Raw genomic sequence first — 18,922 nt, forward strand, 5'->3', positions numbered from 1 at the left:
GCATCATCGCGACTGCTGCGCGTCGCTCAGACGTTCGTTGCGCTGCTCGCTGGCGTCGTCCGGCGTGTCGCCGCACACGCCAAAGCGCTCGATCAGCGCGGGCACGCCTTCCACCGGCACCGGGCGCGAAAACAGGAAGCCCTGCGCCTCAATCGGCCCAAGTGCCGCGAGCCAGGCAATCTGCTCCTCGGTTTCGGTGCCTTCCACCACCACGGTCAGTCCCAGCGAGCGCGCCAGATTGACGATCGCCGACACCATCACGCACACGCTGCGGTCGGCGGGAATCGCCTGCACGAACGAGCGATCGACCTTGAGCGTGTCCACCGCGAAGCGATTCAGATAGGACAACGACGAATAACCCGTGCCGAAGTCGTCGAGCGCCACGCGCACGCCCAGACGCTTCAAGGCGAAGATTTTCTCGGAGACGAGTTCCGGGTACTCCATCATCGCCGTCTCGGTGATTTCGAGTTCGAGCTTGTGCGCGGCGATGCCGGTTTCCTCGATGGCGCGCGAAATCGTCTCGTAGAGATCGCCGCGCCAGAACTGCACCGCCGAAATATTGATCGCCAGCGACAGCGTCTCAAAGCCTTGCTGCTGCCACAGCGCAAGCTGCGCGCAGGCCGTGCTGATGACGAAATCGCCCACCGGCACGATCAGGCCGGTCGATTCGGCCACGGGAATAAATTCGCTTGCCGGAATCAGGCCGTACTGCGGATGGTTCCAGCGCACCAGCGCCTCGAAGCCCGTGATGCAGCGGCGGCGCAAATCAATCTTGGGCTGATAGGCGAGGAACAGTTGCCCTTCGGCCAGCGCCACGCGTAGCTGCTGCTCCCACTTCATCAGATGATCGGCGCGATGGGCAAGCTGCGGCGAGTAGAAGCGGAAGCAGTTGCGGCCGGCTTCCTTGGCGGCGTACATCGCCAGATCGGCCTTCTTGAGCAGATCGATTTCGCTCTCGTGCGCCACGGCGAAGAGCGCGATGCCCGTACTCGCATGCAGCACGAACGCGCTGCCGCGCACATCGAACGGATGCGTGAAGGCGGCGTTGGTGGTTTCCGCGAGCGTGCTGGCGCGCTTCTCGATTTCGTCGCCCTTGACGATCACCACGAACTCGTCGCCGCCGATGCGTGCGAGCGTGCCCGCGCCGCCGACCGCATCGGCCAGACGCGCGGCGCTCATCTGCAGCACGATATCGCCCGCGTTGTGGCCGAGCGTGTCGTTGACGGTCTTGAAGTTGTCGAGGTCGATAAAGAGAATCGCCAGACGCCCGAGATTGCCCGGCTGCGAAACTTCGTGGCGCAACCGCTGCAGCGTGGCGTAGCGGTTGGGCAGGCCGGTGAGCAGGTCATACTGCACCAGTTGCGACATCTCGCGTTCGCGCCCAAGCAGCTTGCCGATCAAGCCCGTCGCCACCGCGAAGAACGACAGCATGGCGAGCGAGATGAACGTCGCCATCATCAGATAGACGTCGCGCGTGTGGTTGTAGTCGGCGAATTCTTCGGCCTGCGAAAGACCGACCAGCACCGCGAGCGGATAGCCGTCGATATGGCGGTACGAGACGATGCGCGTCACATGATCGATCGGATCGGCATAGGTGCCGGACACATGTTCCGAGATCGGATAGACGCCGCTGGCGGAGAACGTGCCGGCTGCGTGGTCGGCGTTGCCGGTACGGCGGGCGAGCACAGCGCCGGTATCCGAGATCACGGCGATCACGCCGTCACGGCCAATCGCCGCGTTGTTATAGAAGTCGCTGGTGAAGTAGCCCGGATCTTCCGACACCACCACCACGCCCGCGAAGGAGCCGTCCTGGTGATTGAGACGGCGCGTCATCTGCAGGGTCCAGTGACCCGACACGCGGCCCAGCAACGGCTTGCTGATGAAGAGTTGATCGTCGTTCTCGTGCTCGTGCACCTTGAAGTGCTCGCGGTCCGAGAGATCGATGGGCTTGGGATTGGGGTCGGCGGTATTGGAGACCAGCCGGCCGTGCTCGTCGATGATCGACACCTGCACGAGCGAATCGCTTTGCACCACGCCTTTCTCGACCGTGGTGGCGAGATTGAAGTGATCGGGCGTCTTCTCGAACTCGTACTTCACGAAGCGCGTGATCTGGTCGACCTGATGGATCGCCTTGACGGTGTGCTGTTCGAGCGCCGCGGAAAGAATGGCGGCGGAAGCCGTTGCTTCGCGCAGCGTGGCTTCCTTTTCGACCGAGAGGCGCGTAAAGATCACGGCCCACAGCAGGACCAGCACCAGCACGCCTAGCAGGGGAATCGCGAGCAGCGTGCGCGGGCGCGTGTAGGCCGGGCCGGGTGCGCCGCGCAAGGGGGCCTCGCGTGAGAAGGGGCGCCAGTTCGTGCTCATCTTTCCCGCCGCGCATGCGGGTTGCCGCGCCGCGGATGCGGCGTCCGGAACGACTGCCGGGACGTCAGTACGGCGCTCGGTGAGATCGGCGGCATCGGATGCGAAACGGCTACGGAAGGAGCGCGAGACGCGCGGAAAAAAGTCACGGCGGACGCCTCTTTTGCGTCCGATGTTTCGATCTTAATGGTTGGGGAATGATTAAGGAAGCGGTCCCCCCTCGGGTATACGCGAGTTGGAGGAACAAGTGCGTCGACGCTTGATGTGCGGCGCATAGACGCGCAGGCGGGCATAGCGGCGCGGCCCGTTGCGCCGGAGCCTGGCGTTAAATCATGTGCCGCCGGTGTGCTGGCGGCGTGTGGATGTAGCGTTCGCTGCGTGCGCGGGGTTGCGTGTGTCTGCATCGCCACGCACGCACACGCGCCCTTATGCGATCCGGATCGAGCCATCCACGACCGTCAGCGCCGCGCCGCCGATCCAGATCGTGTCTGCTGCATCGTCGTAGCTGACCGAGACGCGTCCGTCGCGCCCCATCGCCGTGCCCTGGCGCACGGTGTAGCGCTCGCCGGGGCGGCGGTTCTGCTGCGCGAGCAACAGCGCGATAGCCGCATTGGCGCTGCCAGTCACCGGATCTTCGCCCTTGCCGAGTCCCGTCATCAGGCAGCGCACCTCGAAGGTGGCGGGGCCGTCGGCGGCGTGCGGGCCATAGGCCGCAAGACCTTGCCCGCCCACGCTTGCGGCCACAGCGGCGAGCGCTTCGTAGTCGATATCGAGCGCGAGCACGTCCTGCGCCGATGCGAGACGCACGACGATCCACGGCGCACCGTTATCGACGCCGCACGGCTGCGCCTCGAAGTCGATCGCATCCGAGCGCAGCGCGGCGCGCAAGGCGTCGTACTGCGTGGCGGGCAACGGCGTGACGGTGGCGGGCGGCGCGGCGAAGGCCCATTGCGCCGGGAGGCCATCATGGGCCTCGACCTGCAGCGCCAGTTCGACGAGACCCGCGCCGCATTCCTGCACGAGGCGGCCAGGCGTCTTCGGCGTGCGGCCGCTGTCGAGAAACGCGTGCGCCGAGCCGATGGTCGGATGGCCCGCGAACGGCAATTCGCCCTGGGTCGTGAAGATGCGCACGCGATAGTCGGCGCGTTCGTCGGTCGGCGCGAGCAGGAACACGGTCTCGGACAGATTGGTCCAGCGCGCGATGGCCTGCATCTGCGCGGTGTCGAGCGCGTCGGCGTCGAAAATCACAGCCAGCGGATTGCCCTTGAAGGGCTGCGACGTGAACACGTCGACCTGTTTGAAGCGGACGCTGCGAAGAGTCATGATCGGCAATATCAGGATAAAAAATCACGGCGAAAAAAAACCGCACCTTGCGGCGCGGTTCGAGATCACTGCGGCGTGCCGGCGCGCACTCACGCGCCGGCCGCATCGACGTGAGCGCTTACTCGACTTCTGCGATCAGTTCGATCTCGACGCATGCGCCGAGCGGGATCTGCGCGACGCCGAACGCCGAGCGCGCGTGCTTGCCCTTCTCGCCGAACACGTCGGCGACCAGTTCCGACGCGCCGTTGGTGACGATGTGCTGTTCGGTGAAGTCGAACGTCGAGTTCACGAGGCTCATCAGCTTGACGATGCGCTTGACCTTGTTCAGGTCGCCCGTGTGGGCGTGCAGCGTGGCGATCAGGTCGATGGCGATCGAACGCGCGGCGGCCTTGCCTTCTTCGGTCGAGAGCGTGTCGCCGAGCTTGCCGGCCCACACCTTGCCATCCTTCTTCGCGATGTGACCCGACAGATACACCGTGTTGCCGCTCTGGGCGCTCATCACGTAGGCGGCGGCGGGTGCGCCGGCCTGCGGCAGTTCGATGCCGAGCTGTTCGAGACGGTCGTAGATGTTGATGTCAGCCATGTTCAGGAGTCCTTTTGCAGGTAACAGGTTGGTCGTCGATTTGTCGTCGCTTGTTCGTCAGATCACATGCGCGCGCGGATCAGCTTCGCAAGCTTCGACACGCCTTCTTCGATCTTGGCCGGCGGCACCGTGACGAACGACAGGCGCAGCTTGTTCAGTTGCGGCTCGCGCGCGAAGAAGGGCGCGCCCGGCACGAAGGCCACGTTCTGCGCGACGGCTTCTTCCAGCAACTTCATACTGTCGATCTGTTGCGGTAGCGTGACCCAGATGAACATGCCGCCTTCCGGACGGTTCCAGCTCACGCCTTCGGGCATGTTGCGCTTGAGCGAGTCGAGCATCGCTTCGCACTGGTCGCGATACAGCGCGCGCACCTTCGGGATATGGGTGTCGAGGAAGCCGTCCTTGACGACTTCGTAGACGATGCGCTGCGTGAAGCTGGGCGTGTGCAGGTCGGTGGCCTGCTTGGCCTGCACGAGTTTGAAGTGCAGGTCTTCGGGCGCAATGATGTAGCCCACGCGCAGGCCCGGCGCCAGCACCTTCGAGAACGAACCCAGATGCACGACGTGATCCGGCGCCATCGAGTGAACCGTCGGCAGCGGTTCGCCCGCGTAGAGCAGCGCGCCGTAGGGATCGTCTTCGATCACCGGGAACGGCGAGGTCTGCGCGAAGGCCGCGAGCGCCTGGCGGCGTTCGAGCGGCAGACGGCGGCCGGTCGGGTTCTGGAAATTGGGGATCGCGTAAAGCAGACGCGCGCCGGCGGTGATCTCGGGCGTCAGGCCTTCGATCACCAGACCCTTGTCGTCGGTCGGCACTTGCACGTAGTTCGGCTCGTAGAGCGAGAACGACTGCAGCGCGCCCAGATAGGTGGGCGTTTCCACCAGCACGGGGCTATCGGGCGAGACCAGCACCTTGCCGATCAGGTCGAGCGCCTGTTGCGAGCCCGTGGTGATGAGCACCTGCGACGGACGCACCTTCGCGCCATTCACCGAGTGGCGTGCGGCGACCCATTCGCGCAGCGGCATATAGCCTTCAGTCGCGCTGTACTGGAGTGCGCCCGACGGATCGTCGCGCAGGATGCGGTCGGCGGCGGCGCGCATTTCCTCGGCCGGGAAGCTGGCCGGAGCGGGCAGGCCGCCGGCGAAGGAGATGACTTCGGGCCGTTCGGTGACCTTCAGGATTTCGCGAATCGCCGAGCTGGTCAGCTTGATTGCGCGCTCGGACAGTTGCCACGCGGGGGCGGCTTTGAGATCGCTCTGGTCCATGGGGTCTCCTTTTTAGGGTCGGGCGAATGAAACTAGTGAATCCGCTGGGGAATCTGCGTAGTCTGAGTGGCGGTTGCGGAATCAAATCCGCGACCGCCAAAACCTTCGATTATGACGCGAAAACCGCTCAAGCGCGCGCCGGCACGGGCGCGGTGCGGATCGCGGCGCGGCGGCCCACCATCACGGTGGCAATCACCGCGGCGGCGTAGAGCCACGCCGAGGGCGCAACCTGCTCGCCGAACGCCAGCGCGGAGAACGCCATCGTGAAGAAAATCTGCAGCAGTTGCACCTGGCCGACGCGCGCCGTGCCGCCCATGGCGAGACCCGCGTACCAGGCGAAGAAGCCGATGAACTGCGAAAACAGCGTGACATAGCCGAAGGCCAGCCAGGTCTTGAGCGCGACCGGTTCCGGATGCGCGACGTGATGGGCCCACGCCAGCCAGCCCACCGGCAGCACGAGGAAGGGCGCGGACAGCACCAGCGCCCAGCAGATCACCTGCCAGCCGCCCAGTTGCCGCGCGAGGCGCGCGCCTTCGGCGTAACCGAGCGCGCCGATGCCCACGGCCACCAGCATCCAGGCGTCGCCCGCATGCAGCGCGCCGCCGCCAGCCTGGAGCGCAAACGCCACCACCAGCGCGCTACCGATCAGCGCGCTGATCCAGAACGCCTTCGACGGACGTTCGTGCGAGAGCCACGCGGCGTAGATTGCCACGGCCAGCGGCTGCAGGCCGTTGACGATCGCGCCGTGCGAGGCGGGCACGCTCTTCATCGCCCAGGCGGAAAACACCGGATAGGCGACGATCACGCCCAGCGAGACGACGGCGAGGCTCTTGACCTGCGGCCAGGTCGGACGTTTTTCGCGGCGGATGAATAGCAGCAGGGCGGCGGGCACGGCGGCGGCGAGCGCGCGCCCGAGTCCGTTGAGCAGCGGGTGGAATTCGAGGACGACGATGCGCGTCATCGGCAGGGTCAGACTGAAGATCATGACGCCGACGAGGCCGAGCAGCATGCCTTGGGTTTCACGTGCTTTCATGGTGGTGATTCGCGCTCGTCAGACCAAGGTGCGGGGCGCGCCGAGCGATCGCGTTCCCGACGGGGTTTCGAACTGCGCGACCAGCGCAGGACTCAAGGAATCTTCGACAGTAATCAGATGGGCCGCGCCCAGCCATTCAAGCTGCTCGCGCAGGGCTTGCGCTTGCGGGTGGTAAGCGGTGAGCGAGCGCAGCGCGATGCCGGTATCGGCGAGTGATTGCGACGGATGGCGCGGCGTATCCCACTGGATCAGCGAAGGCAGCGCGCCGTCGCCCGCGCCTTGCCACTGGGGGAACGCGCCGTCGAGCGGCACGCTGAGTTGCCAGCTTAGATCGTTGCGCGTCATCGGCACGAGTTCGGGGATGCGCTGCGGATACTGCGCGCGCCAGCGGGCGAGATCCTTGGGCGGCTCGACGCGTGCCACCCAGTGCGACAAATAAGGCCCTTTTTCGAGGCGCGCCTGCACGTCCGGACTGTCGAGTTCGAACAGGCGCGCGCGGCCAGGCGTTTGCGCGGAGCCCGCGCCACGCGCGCTGGGATCGGCAGCGATCACTTCGAGGTACACGCCGCCCCACAGGCCGAGCAGCCGGTTATGGGTGCGCATCAGCGGATGCGCGCCGCCGCCGGTGGGCGTCGCGCCGAGTTTGTCCGCGACATACTGGACGCCTTCCTCCAGCGTGCGGGCGGAGACGACGAGATGATCGAGACGAAGCGGCGTGGCGGTCATAAACGGGGAGGGAAAGTCAGATGAACCGGAAAGCATACCGGTACGCGTGCAATCAAATGTACCGGTATGGTCGCAGACAGTAACGGTACAATCGGCCCGATAGTGTTCGGTACAGTTGGAGCCGCCATGTCGTCCGTCCCGCTTGACCAGATTCCCGCCCCGCATGACGCCGCTACGGTCACGCTCGTTGACCAGCTTGTGCAGTGGGGCCGCCGCCGCATCGAGGAGCGGGTGTTTCGTCCCGGCATGCGCATGCCGTCGATCCGCAAGCTCGCGCTCGACAAAGGCGTGTCGCGCTTCACTGTCGTGGAGGCCTACGAGCGGCTAGTGGCGCAGGGCTATCTGGATTCGCGGCGCGGTTCCGGTTTTTACGTGCGCGAGCGCCTGGCCGCCGTTGCGTCCGTGACGCCGATCGACCGCCGCGCCGCCGCCGCCGACCATGGCGTGCCCGTCGAACCGCATCAGCCGCCGACCATCGACGTGGTCTGGCTGCTGCGCAACATGCTCCATCAATCGACGCATCCGGAAAAAGGGCCGGGTTTGGGCTATCTGCCCGCGCGCTGGCTCGACGGCGAACTGCTGGCGGGCGCGATGCGCTCGCTGGGCCGCCAGAGCGGCTCGCAACTGCTGGGTTTCGGCTCGCCGCAGGGTTTTCTGCCGCTGCGCCAGCAATTGCAGACGCGCATGGCCGAGATGGAAATCGGCGCCACGCCCGACCAGATCGTGCTGGTCTCCGGCATCACCCAGGCGATCGACCTGCTCGCGCGCATCTACGTGCAGCCCGGCGACACGGTGATCGTTGGCGATCCGGCGTGGTTCCAGATGTTCGGGCGCTTCGCCTCGCAGGGCGCGCGTCTGGTGGGCGTGCCGTACACGCCGGACGGCCCGGACCTCGACGCGCTCGAAGCGCTGGTCGAAACCTGGCGGCCGAAGATGCTCGTCATCAATTCGGTGCTGCAGAACCCCACCGGCACGTCGCTGACGGCGGCGCAGGCGTTTCGCATCCTGCGCCTCGCGGAGCAATACGATTTCATCGTCGTCGAGGACGATATCTACGGCGATCTGTGCCCGTCGGGCTATCCGGCCACGCGCCTGGCGAGCCTCGACCAGCTGCGCCGCGTGATCTATCTGGGCAGTTTTTCGAAGACGCTCGCGCCCAATCTGCGCGTGGGTTTCATCGCCAGCGCGCTAGATGTGACGCAGGCGGTGGCCGACCAGAAAATGCTGGTCGGCATGACGAGCCCGGAAATCAACGAGCGCGTGCTGTTTCGCGTGCTCACGGAAGGCCACTATCGACGCCACGTCGAGCGTCTGCGCGCGCGGCTGGACGGCGTGCGCGACAAGGCCGCGCGCATGCTGGAGCGCACCGGCTGCAAGCTGTTCACCGCGCCCGGCGCGGGCATGTTCCTGTGGGCCGATACCGGCGTGGACGCCGACGCGCTCACCGCCGCGGGCCACGAAGCGGGCTTTCTGCTGACGCCGGGCAGCCTGTTTTCGCCGCACCAGTCGCCCACCACCTGGATGCGCTTTAACATCGCGAACTGCGCCGATCCGGCGCTGCCGGGCTTTCTCAGCGCTTATCTAGACGGTGTGGCGCGACGCGCCTGACGTTCGACCGGAATCGACCGGAATCCACTTGAAAAGACGTTGCCCGTCCCCATATGGGCGGGCAATGCGTCGCTTAAGCGTCGCTCATGAATCGATTAATCAGCACTGCAACTGCAACGAAAGAGGACTAACGGGCATGGCACAAGAAACCAGGAGCTTTCAGGCCGAAGTGAAACAGCTTCTGCACCTGATGATCCATTCGCTGTACAGCAACAAGGAAATCTTCCTGCGCGAGCTGGTCTCGAACGCCTCGGATGCGGCAGACAAGCTGCGCTTCGAAGCGCTCGAAAACAGCGCGCTCTATGAAAACGATCCGAGCCTGCGCATTCGCGTGGGCTTCGACACGGCGGCGCGCACCGTCACGATCGAGGACAACGGCATCGGCATGAGCCACGATGAAGCCGTCGCGAACCTCGGCACGATCGCGCGCTCGGGCACCAAGGAATTCTTCGGCAAGCTCTCGGGCGACCAGCAGAAGGACGCCGCGCTGATCGGCCAGTTCGGCGTGGGCTTCTACTCGGGCTTTATTGTCGCGGACAAGATCACGGTCGAAAGCCGCCGCGCCGGTCTGCCGGCCAGCGAAGGCGTGCGCTGGGAAAGCGCGGGCGAAGGCGAGTTCTCGGTCGACACCATCGAGCGCGCGCAACGCGGCACCACCATCACGCTGCATCTGCGTGAAGGCGAAGACGAACTGCTCTCGTCGTACAAGCTCAAGTCGATCATCCAGAAGTATTCGGATCACGTCGGTCTGCCGATCGAAATGAAGGCCGAAGAGTGGGATGCCGAAAAGAGCGAAATGGTCACGAAGGACGAATTCGAGACCATCAATCAGGCAAGCGCACTGTGGACGCGTTCGAAGAGCGACATCAGCGACGAGCAATACCAGCAGTTCTATCAGCACCTCGCGCACGATCACCAGAACCCGCTGGCGTGGACGCATAACCGCGTCGAAGGCCGCAGCGAATACACGCAGCTGCTCTACGTGCCGGCGCACGCGCCGTTCGACATGTGGAACCGCGATCACAAGAGCGGCCTGAAGCTCTACGTGAAGCGCGTGTTCATCATGGACGACGCCGAGCAACTGCTGCCGAACTACCTGCGCTTCGTGAAGGGCGTGGTCGATTCGGCCGATCTGCCGCTGAACGTGTCGCGCGAAATCCTGCAGGAAAGCCGCGACGTGAAGGCGATCCGCGACGGCGTGACCAAGCGCGCGCTGTCGATGCTCGAAGAACTTGCCTCGGCGCAAACCGACGCGGAAGCGTCGGCAGAAGACAAGGCGAAGTTCGCGACCTTCTGGGGCGAGTTCGGTCAGGTGCTCAAGGAAGGCATCGGCGAAGATCACGCCAACAAGGACCGCATCGCCAAGCTGCTGCGTTTTGCCTCGACGCATAACGACACGGCGGAGCAGAACGTCTCGCTGGCCGACTACGTCGCGCGCATGAAGCCCGAGCAGTCGAAGATCTACTACGTGACCGCCGACGCCTGGCAGGCCGCGACCCACAGCCCGCATCTGGAAGTGTTCCGCAAGAAGGGCGTGGAAGTGCTGCTGCTGACGGATCGCGTCGACGAATGGATGCTGTCGTTCCTCAACGAATTCGACGGCAAGCCGCTGGCGAGCGTGGCGCGCGGCGACCTCGATCTGGGCGCGCTCAACGACGAAGAAAAGCAGCAGCAGGAAAAGGTCGGCGAAGAGTTCAAGCCGCTCGTCGACAAGATGAAGGAAGCGCTGCAAGGCAAGGCCAAGGACGTGCGTTTGACGTTCCGCCTGACCGATTCGCCGTCCTGCCTCGTCGCCGACGAAAACGATATGAGCGGTTACCTGCAGCGCATGCTGAAGGCAGCGGGCCAGCAGGCGCCCGATATGCAGCCGATCCTGGAAGTGAATCCCGAGCATCCGCTCGTCAAGGCGCTGCGCACCGATAGCGCGGAGTTCAACGACTGGGCGCATCTGCTGTTCGATCAGGCGCTGCTGGCGGAAGGCGGCGCGCTGGAAGATCCGGCCAGCTTTGTGAAGCGTACGAACGCGTTGTTGCTGGCGCGTTAAGCGGTTGCTAGCGATTGCTAGCGGTTTGACGACGCAGCCATGAAAAGCGCCGCCGGGAAACCGGCGGCGCTTTTTTATTTTGCCTTGCGTTCCTTGTTGGCCTGCGCGAGGACCGAAGCAGCGAGTGTTTTTGTCTCTTTGGAATACTTGTTGCTGTGCAGGACCTGGCCGGCCTTGTGTTCCATCGCGGCGCCTGTCTGCTTCGCGGTATGCGCTTGCGCCAACGCAGACGCCGCCAGGCTTTTCTTGATCGCCGACGCTCTGCTGTCGTGCAAGGTTTCTGCTGCGAGATGAGCGACTTTTTGCGAGGTCTGTTTCTTGTTTTCTGCCATTCGAGTTTCCTTGTGCGATGAGCTGGCAGTGTTTCCCGTCATCTGCGACAACGCCATAAGAAACCTCCGAAACGCCTGAAACGGGCGCAGCCTATAATGCCCGCCATGCCCATCCGATTCGATGCCGCCGACGCGCACTGGCGTGTCGCGCCCCTCGCGGCCTTTAGCGCCGATCAAAAAGACTGGCTCACGCGCGGCGGTTCGCTCACCGCGCATCTGCGTGCGCTGGGTGCCGTGGAAGTGCGCGTGACGCGTGAAGCCGTCGCGCTGCCGTGGTCCGACGAATGCGAAGCGCTTGGCCTTGCGCCCCGCGAACGCGCGTGGGTGCGTGAGATCGTGCTGGCCGTCGACGGTGTGCCGTACGTTGCCGCGCATAGCGCGACGCCGCTGGTCCCGAGTCATGGCGTCTGGCAGGCCATGCGCCGTCTGCGTACGCGGCCTTTGGCGGAACTGCTTTATACCGATAGCGGCGTGTCGCGCTCGGCGCTGGTAAGCCGCAGGGTGAGCGCGCGACATCCGCTGCATGCGCTCGCCGCGTGCGAAACGGCGGGGCATGCGCCGCATGTCTACGTTGCGCGCCGCTCGGTGTTCGAGCGGCATGGCGCGCCCTTGCTCGTCACCGAATGCATGCTGCCCGCGTTGTGGGCGCACCTCGCGCGCGACGCGCAGCCGGCGCTGTCCGCGCATTCGGCGCGCGAGCGTGGGCCGCTCGGTCATACGGCGTCGCGCGCACGCGGATCGGCATGAGTTTCAAACGCTGCTTTCCGCCGGTTGTCGATGCACGTACGCGCGTGCTGATTCTCGGCAGTCTGCCGGGCGAGGCGTCGCTCGCGCATCAGCAGTATTACGCGCATAAGCAGAACAAATTCTGGCATCTGGTCGGTGAGGTGATCGGCGTCGATCTGCCTGCGCTCGACTATGACGCGCGCTTGCAGGCGCTGCTCGATCATCGCGTCGGGCTGTGGGATGTGGTGGCGCAGGCGCGTCGCGAAGGCAGCCTCGACGGCAATATCCGCGATCACGCGGGCAACGATCTCGTCGCGCTGATCGAAAGCCTGCCCTCACTCGAAGCGATTGCGTTCAACGGCGGCACCGCCGCGCGCATCGGCGAACGCATTCTCGGCGTGCATGCGCAGCGTTTTCGTTTGCTGAATCTGCCGTCCAGTAGTCCTGCCTATGCGTCGATGAACTTCGCCACGAAGCTCGTGGCGTGGCGCGCATTGGGCGACGTGCTCAACGCGCCTGCGGATGCGCCCGCAACGAAGCGCGGCAGGCCGTAAGCACACTGCAAACTCACCGCGCTAGCATGGTCTCGCGCACGCCGAGGTGCGCAATCCGAAGTGCGCATTCAGAACGCATCGAAGCGAGACCATAATGAAAAAGAACCGCCGGCTCCTGATCGTTTTTCCCTCCGCTTTTGCCTTGCTGCTTGCCTTGAACGGCTGTGCATCCGACGACCCCACATCGGCGGGACCGCACGTTCGCGCGACGCCAGAGCAGGTCATGAACCGCTGCCTGAATTCGGTCGCGGCGCAAGGTTTCGGTGTGCCCACCGAATCGACGCTGAATGCGTGGCAATGGAAGCGTTACGTGAGCTGCAAGCTGGGCGGCAACATGTGGACGAGTCAGAAGAAGGTGCCGCTCGACAGCGACGCCGTGGTGTCGATCCGGCTCGCGAGCGACGGCTCGGTGGTCTCCGTGAAGCTGTTGCATTCGAGTGGCAACGACGATCTGGACGACGCCGTGGCGCGCGCGATCGATGTGGCGTCGCCGCTGCCGCCTGCGCCGATAGCCTTGCATCTTTCTCGCGTTGATCTGCACTTCCATCCGGCGCGCGTGAATCCGGCCTTTCTGCAAGGCGGCATGTCCGCGATTGGCGGCACGAATGCGGGAGGCGGCATCCAGGACGAAACGCATTGGCGCATCAAGAATTGCAACATCGTCGGTGGTGTAAGCGCGTGTGACTGAGCACGAGCGAGCGGGTTTCTGTCCTGAAAAACGAGGCTGATGCGTGACGAATGCTATGCTCTCGTTCGCCCGCGCAGATGCGTTCGAATCGCATGTGTTTCTCGCGGCTGAAACAGCACCGCACACGCAGCGCAAAACGCGTATCTGCACCTGCTCCTCACAAGCAAGACATCTTTACATGACGACTCTCATCAAGCGCGCTTCGGCCGAGGCGCGCGCATTCAACAAGACGACCGCCAACACGACCGCAGAAGCCGCAGCGCCTGAACAGGCTGCGCAGGCCGAGCCGGTCGACACGGCAGCAGCGGCTGCACCGCAGGTCGAAGCGCAAGCGGACGCACCGGCAGCAAAGCCCGCAGCGAAGGCAGCAGTCAAGCGCGCGCGCAAGGTCGCAGCGAAGCCTGCTGCGAAGGCCGAAGCGAAGGCAGACGCGAAGGTCGAAGCAAAAATCGAAGCGAAGGCAGAAGTCGTGCCCGCAGCAAAGGCAGAAGCAAAACCCGCAGCGAAGGCAGAAGCAAAACCCGCAGCGAAGCCCGCAGTTAAGCGCGCAGCTAAGGCTGCAGCGAAGCCCGCTGCGACGCCGGCAGCAAAGCCCGCAGCGAAGCCCGCAGCAAAGCGCGCAGTGAAGGCAACGGCCAAGCCTGTCGCCAAGGCCGCAACGGAGGAAGTCGTGAAAGAAACCGCCACCAAGGCCGCACCGGCCAAGCCCGCACGCGCAAAGCGCGTGAACGCGAAGCCCGCCAAGGCTGCGCGCGCAGCACAAGCCGAAGCCGCACCGAAGGTCGAAAAAATGACGAAGCGTCCGCGCCGCGCAGCCGCTGACGATCTCGACAACGCACCGGTCATCGAAGCGCCGCGCAAGCCGCGTTTCGCGCCGGTCACGTTCTCGGAAGAAAACGGCGTGCGTTACCTGCACTTCGGCACCGAATGGGTGCAGGGCGCGATGCGTCTGTCGAAGCCGCAACACATCGAACTCGAATACGCGCAGCAGATGATGTCCTGGCTGCTGTTCCTCGCCACGCCCGAGCGCATCGTGCAACTGGGTCTGGGCGCTGCGGCGCTGACCAAGTTCGCGCACCGCTATCTGCGTCCGGCCAAGGTCGAGGCGATCGAGCTGAACCCGGCTGTCGTGGTCGCCGCGCGCACGATGTTCGATCTGCCGCACGACGACGCGCGTCTGACCGTGCGCGAACTCGACGCATGGGATTTCGTGCAGGACCGCGCGAACCACGGCACGATCGGCGCGCTGCAGATCGACATCTATGACGCGACCGCACGCGGTCCGGTGCTCGACAGCGTGGCGTTCTACCGCGCCGTGCGCGCCTGCCTGACCGACGCAGGCGTGGCGACGATCAACCTGTTCGGCGATCACCCGAGCTACGTGCGCAACATGAAGCGCCTGAAGGAAGCCTTCGATGGCCGCGTGATCGCGCTGCCGGAAGTGCACGACGGCAACCGCGTCGCGCTGGCGTTCTCGGGCCCGGCGCTCGACGTGAGCTGGACGGCGCTCGACAAGCGCGCCCGTCTGCTCGAAAGCAAGCTCGGCCTGCCCGCGAACCAGTGGGTCAAGGCGCTGCGCGCTGCAAGCAAGGAAATCGGCAAGGAAGGCTCGACTTTCGCAATCTAAGTTCGCGATTTAAGTTTCGCGATCTGACGCTTTTTAGCCTCCGATAAAAGCCGGTCCCGTGTCACGCGGGACCGGTTTTTTTTCGTCCGTCACATGCCGATGCGAACGGCAATGCTTTCGGATAGCTGACTATTTCTGATCCGAAATGTTGGTAAAGGTTGGGGTCGGCCCCGGCTTGACCCGCCGTCATGGCGTGGGTAGTCTTTTCAGCGCTTTCGGGGACCTTGCGAGGCCACAAGCTCGCGGGCCTGCACCGGCCTCCAGTACCGCAAAAAGGCCGCATAACTACATATAAGTCGCGAGGAGGAGACGTCATGGCTCACGACGCCGACGCCGCAAAGGCCAGCAAGCACTGGCTATGGCTGTTGCTCTTGCCCTGGATCGCCATGATCTGGGTGCCGTCGTATAACAAGGTGGAACCCACCTTGTGGGATTTCCCGTACTTCTACTGGTATCAGCTTCTCTGGGTGCTGATCAGCGCCGTCATTACCGCACTCGTCTACTTCAAGACCAAGGACCGCTCCAGGAGCGGCAAAGCAGGAGGTGCGCGATGAATGCCACCGCAACCTTCGTCTTTATCCTGTTCTTCGTCGGCGTGACGATTATTGGTTTTCTGGCCGCGCACTGGCGCAAGGGCGACCTTGGCCATCTGGAAGAGTGGGGCCTGGGCGGCCGGCGCTTCGGCACGGTCGTCACCTGGTTCCTGCTGGGCGGCGACCTCTATACCGCGTACACCTTCGTGGCGGTGCCGGCGCTGGTGTTCGGCGCGGGCGCGACGGGGTTCTTCGCGCTGCCGTACACGATCCTGATCTATCCGTTCGCCTTCGTGGTGTTCCCCAAGCTCTGGGCCATCGCCAAGCGTCACCAGTACGTGACCTCCGCCGACTTCGTCAGCGCACGCTACGGCAGCCGCATGCTGGCGCTGGCGATCGCGGTGACGGGCATCGTCGCGACCATGCCGTATATCGCGCTGCAACTGGTGGGGATCGAAGTGGTGATCGGCGCGCTCGGGTTCGATACCACGGGCTTTGTCGGCGACCTGCCGCTCATCATTGCGTTCGCGATTCTCGCGGCCTACACCTACACCTCGGGCCTGCGCGCGCCGGCCATGATCGCGGTGGTGAAGGACGTGCTGATCTACATCACCATCGCCGTGGCGATCATCGTGATTCCGGCGCAGATGGGTGGCTTCGGGCACATCTTCGCGTCGGTGCCGCCGGCCAAACTGCTGCTCAAGGCGCCGGACGCGTCCAGCCTGAACGGCTACAGCGCTTACGCGACGCTGGCGGTGGGGTCGGCGCTCGCGCTGTTCCTGTATCCGCACTCGGTCACGGCGATTTTGTCGTCGTCGTCGGGCAATACCATCCGCCGCAATATGGCGATGCTGCCCGCGTACTCGCTGGTGCTCGGCCTGCTGGCGCTGCTCGGCTATATGGCGCTGGCTTCGGGCGTGAAGGACATGCCGGAATACGCGCCGTACTTCAAGGCCTTCGGCCCGAACTTCGCGGTGCCGGCGCTGTTCCTGCACTTCTTCCCGTCGTGGTTCGTGGGCGTGGCGTTTGCGGCCATCGGCATCGGCGCGCTGGTGCCGGCGGCGATCATGTCGATTGCGGCCGCCAATCTCTACACGCGCAACATCCACAAGGAGTTCGTCAACCGCAACATGACGCACGAGCAGGAGACCAATATCGCCAAGATGGTTTCGCTGATCGTGAAGGTGGGGGCGGTGGCGTTCATCCTGGGGCTGCCGCTGACCTACGCGATCCAGCTGCAACTGCTCGGCGGCATCTGGATCATCCAGACGCTGCCCGCCATCGTGCTCGGTCTGTACACGCGCATGCTCGACTGGCGCGGTCTGCTGATCGGCTGGGCGGTGGGCATCGTCACGGGCACGTGGATGGCGATTTCCCTGCACCTGAAGGGCTCGATCTTCGTCGTGCATCTGTTCGGCATGGACGTGCCGGGCTACGCGGCGGTGTGGTCGCTGATCGTGAATCTGGTGGTGTCGGTGGTGATTTCGGCGCTCGTGCATATGTTCGGCATGCAGAAGGGTCACGATCGCACCCGCCCCGAGGATTATCTGGACGTGCTGGAAAGCTGATCCGGTGTCACGCTTGAAGTAACGAAGCCCGCAACTTCACGGTTGCGGGCTTTTGTTTTTCTGATGCACGATGTTCGTCATGGCCGAATCCGATTCCGAATCCGATACCCAAGCCCGACTCTCAAGCCGTCCGCTGCGCCGACGCTCGCGCGCGGCGCGCATGTGGCGCGCGCTCACTTCACCGTTCTATCGTTATCGCAATGCTGGCGTGATCCATGCCGTGCGCGTGGGGCTGGCGATGCTGGTGTCGATCCTCGCGACCACGGGCATCGACATTCCGCATGGCATCTGGTCGTCGGTCACGCTGCTGGTGGTGATCGGCGGGTTGCAGCATCACGGCAACATCCGCAAGAAGGCCACCGAGCGCGCGCTCGGCACGCTGCTCGGCGCGTTGATCGGGCTCACGCTGATCGTGGTGCAGGCCGTGACCGGCTCGACGTGGCTCACCTATTCGCTGATGTCGATTGTCGCGGCCGTGTGCAGTTACTACGCGATCGGCAAGCCGGGCTATGTGGCGCTGCTGACTGCCATCACGATGTGCATCGTCGCGGGTCACGGCGACAATCTCATCGATACCGGCCTGTGGCGCACGCTCAACGTGATGGTCGGCATTGTGATCGCGCTGGCGTTTTCGTTCGCGCTGCCGCTGCACGCGACGTACTCATGGCGCTATCGCCTCGCCGACAATCTGCGCGAATGCGCACGGGTGTATGCGCAGATCGTGAGCGGCGTGCACGTCGATACCGAAACCCAGGTCGCGCAGTTTCGTCGCCTCAATACGCGGCTGGTGCAGTTGCGCGCGCTGATGCCGTCGGTGGCGAAGGAGATCGACGTGCCGGTGGCGCGGCTCGAACAGGTGCAGCGCCTGCATCGCTCGATCCTCAGTTCGCTGGAAATGATGTCGACAGGACTTGGGCATTACGAGCAGCAACTCGTGCGCGTGGCGTTTGCTGAGCGCAGCGCGTGCGTGCGCGAAGCGCTGCTGACGACGGCGCGGGCGCTGCGCTTTGGCGGGGCGCGTCATCCGGAAGCGGCGGCGCGGGCCTTGCGTTCGAGCCCGCTCGACAACAGCGGCGAGGGCAGCGAGACGGCGTCGCATGCTGCGCCGCTTGCGCCGGAAATGCAGGGGCCGTACTGGCTCGAACAGCGTTTCGAGGAGCAGGTGGGGCAACTGCGTGCCTTGCTCCTCGAAACCGAACCGAGATGGAACATCGAGCGCGCACATCTGCACCGCATGGTGTGATGCGCGCAAAAAGCGCAGCCCTCAGGGCGAGGGGCTTTCGAGCGGCGGCGCAGTGACCATCCACGGCACGCCGAACTTGTCGGTCAGCATGCCGAAGCCGGGCGACCAGAAGGTCTTCTGGAACGGCATGCCGATCTGCGCGCCTTTCGATAGCGCGTCGAAATAGCGCTGCGCCGTGGCGGCGTCGGGCGCGGTGAGCGAGACGCTGAAGCCCGCAAACTTGTCCTGCTGCGTCATGCAGCCGCCATCGGACATCATCAGTTGCGCATCGCCGACCTGGATCGTCGCGTGCATGATCTTGTCGGCCATTTCGGGCGGCATCGGGCGCTGCGGATCGGGCGGACCCTCCTTGAAGCGCATCTTGAACAGCTCCGTGGCGCCGAGCGCTTCGCGATAGAACGCGATCGCTTCCTCGCAGGTGCCGTTGTAGAACAGATAGGGCTGGATTTGCATCGTCATCTTCCTTGACGGATGGACGTCTGGCCGGTCCCTTGAGCCGCATGCGTGTGCGCGGCGCGTCGTGGCGCGTCTGTGGGGTGACGTCGCCCGACATCGGAGACCGGAATCGCGCGGCTCGTGGGCCGCTGCCCTGATTCTAGGCGTGCGCGTGCACCATTCGGATGAACGTGTCGCCAGGGTTTGCGAGAGCGCAGAGTGGAATGGAGGTTGCAGGCTTGCGCTGCGCATAAAAAAAGCCGCCCATCGCGAGAG

The 18,922-nt window shown here is 64.5% G+C and carries 17 protein-coding genes; 9 read left to right on the forward strand and 8 right to left on the reverse strand.

Annotated features, from left to right (window positions below; all coding sequences use genetic code 11):
• Window positions 1-3 precede the first annotated feature (3 nt).
• From F3J17_RS20500 to F3J17_RS20525, 6 genes are all read right to left on the reverse strand, one after another.
• Window positions 4-2,364 carry an EAL domain-containing protein gene (locus tag F3J17_RS20500; protein WP_167062749.1) on the reverse strand — a complete coding sequence of 787 codons (2,361 nt, stop codon included), beginning with the start codon at window positions 2,362-2,364 and terminating at the stop codon, window positions 4-6.
• A 423-nt stretch (window positions 2,365-2,787) separates the two neighbouring features.
• On the reverse strand, window positions 2,788-3,684 hold the full coding sequence (locus tag F3J17_RS20505) for a PhzF family phenazine biosynthesis protein (protein WP_167062752.1): 897 nt from the start codon (window positions 3,682-3,684) through the stop codon (window positions 2,788-2,790).
• 118 nt (window positions 3,685-3,802) lie between these two features.
• Window positions 3,803-4,267: a RidA family protein gene (locus F3J17_RS20510; protein WP_167062755.1), complete on the reverse strand. Its 465-nt coding sequence runs from the start codon at window positions 4,265-4,267 to the stop codon at window positions 3,803-3,805.
• A 62-nt stretch (window positions 4,268-4,329) separates the two neighbouring features.
• The gene (locus F3J17_RS20515; protein WP_167062758.1) at window positions 4,330-5,529 is read right to left on the reverse strand and encodes a PLP-dependent aminotransferase family protein; all 1,200 of its coding nucleotides are present in this window, start codon (window positions 5,527-5,529) and stop codon (window positions 4,330-4,332) included.
• 127 nt (window positions 5,530-5,656) lie between these two features.
• Window positions 5,657-6,562, reverse strand: coding sequence for a DMT family transporter (locus F3J17_RS20520; RefSeq protein WP_167062761.1), 906 nt, complete (start codon window positions 6,560-6,562; stop codon window positions 5,657-5,659).
• An 18-nt stretch (window positions 6,563-6,580) separates the two neighbouring features.
• Window positions 6,581-7,288: a VOC family protein gene (locus F3J17_RS20525; protein ID WP_167062882.1), complete on the reverse strand. Its 708-nt coding sequence runs from the start codon at window positions 7,286-7,288 to the stop codon at window positions 6,581-6,583.
• Between the two features lie 126 nt (window positions 7,289-7,414).
• Between F3J17_RS20525 and F3J17_RS20530 the strand changes: the two genes are divergently transcribed.
• The gene (locus tag F3J17_RS20530) at window positions 7,415-8,896 is read left to right on the forward strand and encodes a PLP-dependent aminotransferase family protein (protein WP_167062764.1); all 1,482 of its coding nucleotides are present in this window, start codon (window positions 7,415-7,417) and stop codon (window positions 8,894-8,896) included.
• A 136-nt stretch (window positions 8,897-9,032) separates the two neighbouring features.
• Complete coding sequence (gene htpG / locus F3J17_RS20535; RefSeq protein WP_167062767.1) at window positions 9,033-10,940, forward strand: molecular chaperone HtpG; 1,908 nt, start codon at window positions 9,033-9,035, stop codon at window positions 10,938-10,940.
• Window positions 10,941-11,014: 74 nt separating this feature from the next.
• Here the strand turns inward: htpG and F3J17_RS20540 are convergent, their stop codons facing one another.
• Window positions 11,015-11,272 carry a hypothetical protein gene (locus tag F3J17_RS20540; protein WP_167062770.1) on the reverse strand — a complete coding sequence of 86 codons (258 nt, stop codon included), beginning with the start codon at window positions 11,270-11,272 and terminating at the stop codon, window positions 11,015-11,017.
• Between the two features lie 105 nt (window positions 11,273-11,377).
• Between F3J17_RS20540 and F3J17_RS20545 the strand changes: the two genes are divergently transcribed.
• The 7 genes from F3J17_RS20545 (at window position 11,378) to F3J17_RS20575 (ending at window position 18,211) form a co-directional block, all read left to right on the forward strand.
• Window positions 11,378-12,019, forward strand: a complete 642-nt coding sequence (locus F3J17_RS20545; protein ID WP_167062773.1) for a chorismate lyase — start codon at window positions 11,378-11,380, stop codon at window positions 12,017-12,019.
• Window positions 12,016-12,552: a DNA-deoxyinosine glycosylase gene (locus tag F3J17_RS20550; protein ID WP_167062777.1), complete on the forward strand. Its 537-nt coding sequence runs from the start codon at window positions 12,016-12,018 to the stop codon at window positions 12,550-12,552. The genes F3J17_RS20545 and F3J17_RS20550 overlap by 4 nt, the downstream gene beginning before the upstream one ends.
• 94 nt (window positions 12,553-12,646) lie before the next feature.
• Complete coding sequence (locus tag F3J17_RS20555) at window positions 12,647-13,240, forward strand: energy transducer TonB (RefSeq protein ID WP_167062780.1); 594 nt, start codon at window positions 12,647-12,649, stop codon at window positions 13,238-13,240.
• 670 nt (window positions 13,241-13,910) lie between these two features.
• Window positions 13,911-14,867, forward strand: coding sequence for a spermidine synthase (locus F3J17_RS20560; protein ID WP_167062885.1), 957 nt, complete (start codon window positions 13,911-13,913; stop codon window positions 14,865-14,867).
• A gap of 314 nt (window positions 14,868-15,181) precedes the next feature.
• Entirely contained in the window at window positions 15,182-15,421 is a 240-nt protein-coding gene (locus F3J17_RS20565; RefSeq protein ID WP_167062783.1) for a DUF3311 domain-containing protein, read from the forward strand.
• Window positions 15,418-16,968, forward strand: coding sequence for a sodium:solute symporter (locus F3J17_RS20570; RefSeq protein WP_167062786.1), 1,551 nt, complete (start codon window positions 15,418-15,420; stop codon window positions 16,966-16,968). Before F3J17_RS20565 ends, F3J17_RS20570 begins: the two co-directional genes overlap by 4 nt.
• A 79-nt stretch (window positions 16,969-17,047) precedes the next feature.
• Window positions 17,048-18,211, forward strand: a complete 1,164-nt coding sequence (locus F3J17_RS20575) for an FUSC family protein (RefSeq protein WP_240161073.1) — start codon at window positions 17,048-17,050, stop codon at window positions 18,209-18,211.
• A gap of 21 nt (window positions 18,212-18,232) precedes the next feature.
• Here the strand turns inward: F3J17_RS20575 and F3J17_RS20580 are convergent, their stop codons facing one another.
• On the reverse strand, window positions 18,233-18,664 hold the full coding sequence (locus tag F3J17_RS20580; RefSeq protein WP_167062789.1) for a VOC family protein: 432 nt from the start codon (window positions 18,662-18,664) through the stop codon (window positions 18,233-18,235).
• Between the last annotated feature and the right edge of the window lie 258 nt (window positions 18,665-18,922).

The sequence above is a fragment of the Burkholderia sp. Ax-1719 genome, from assembly GCF_011753055.1.
GTDB lineage: Bacteria > Pseudomonadota > Gammaproteobacteria > Burkholderiales > Burkholderiaceae > Paraburkholderia.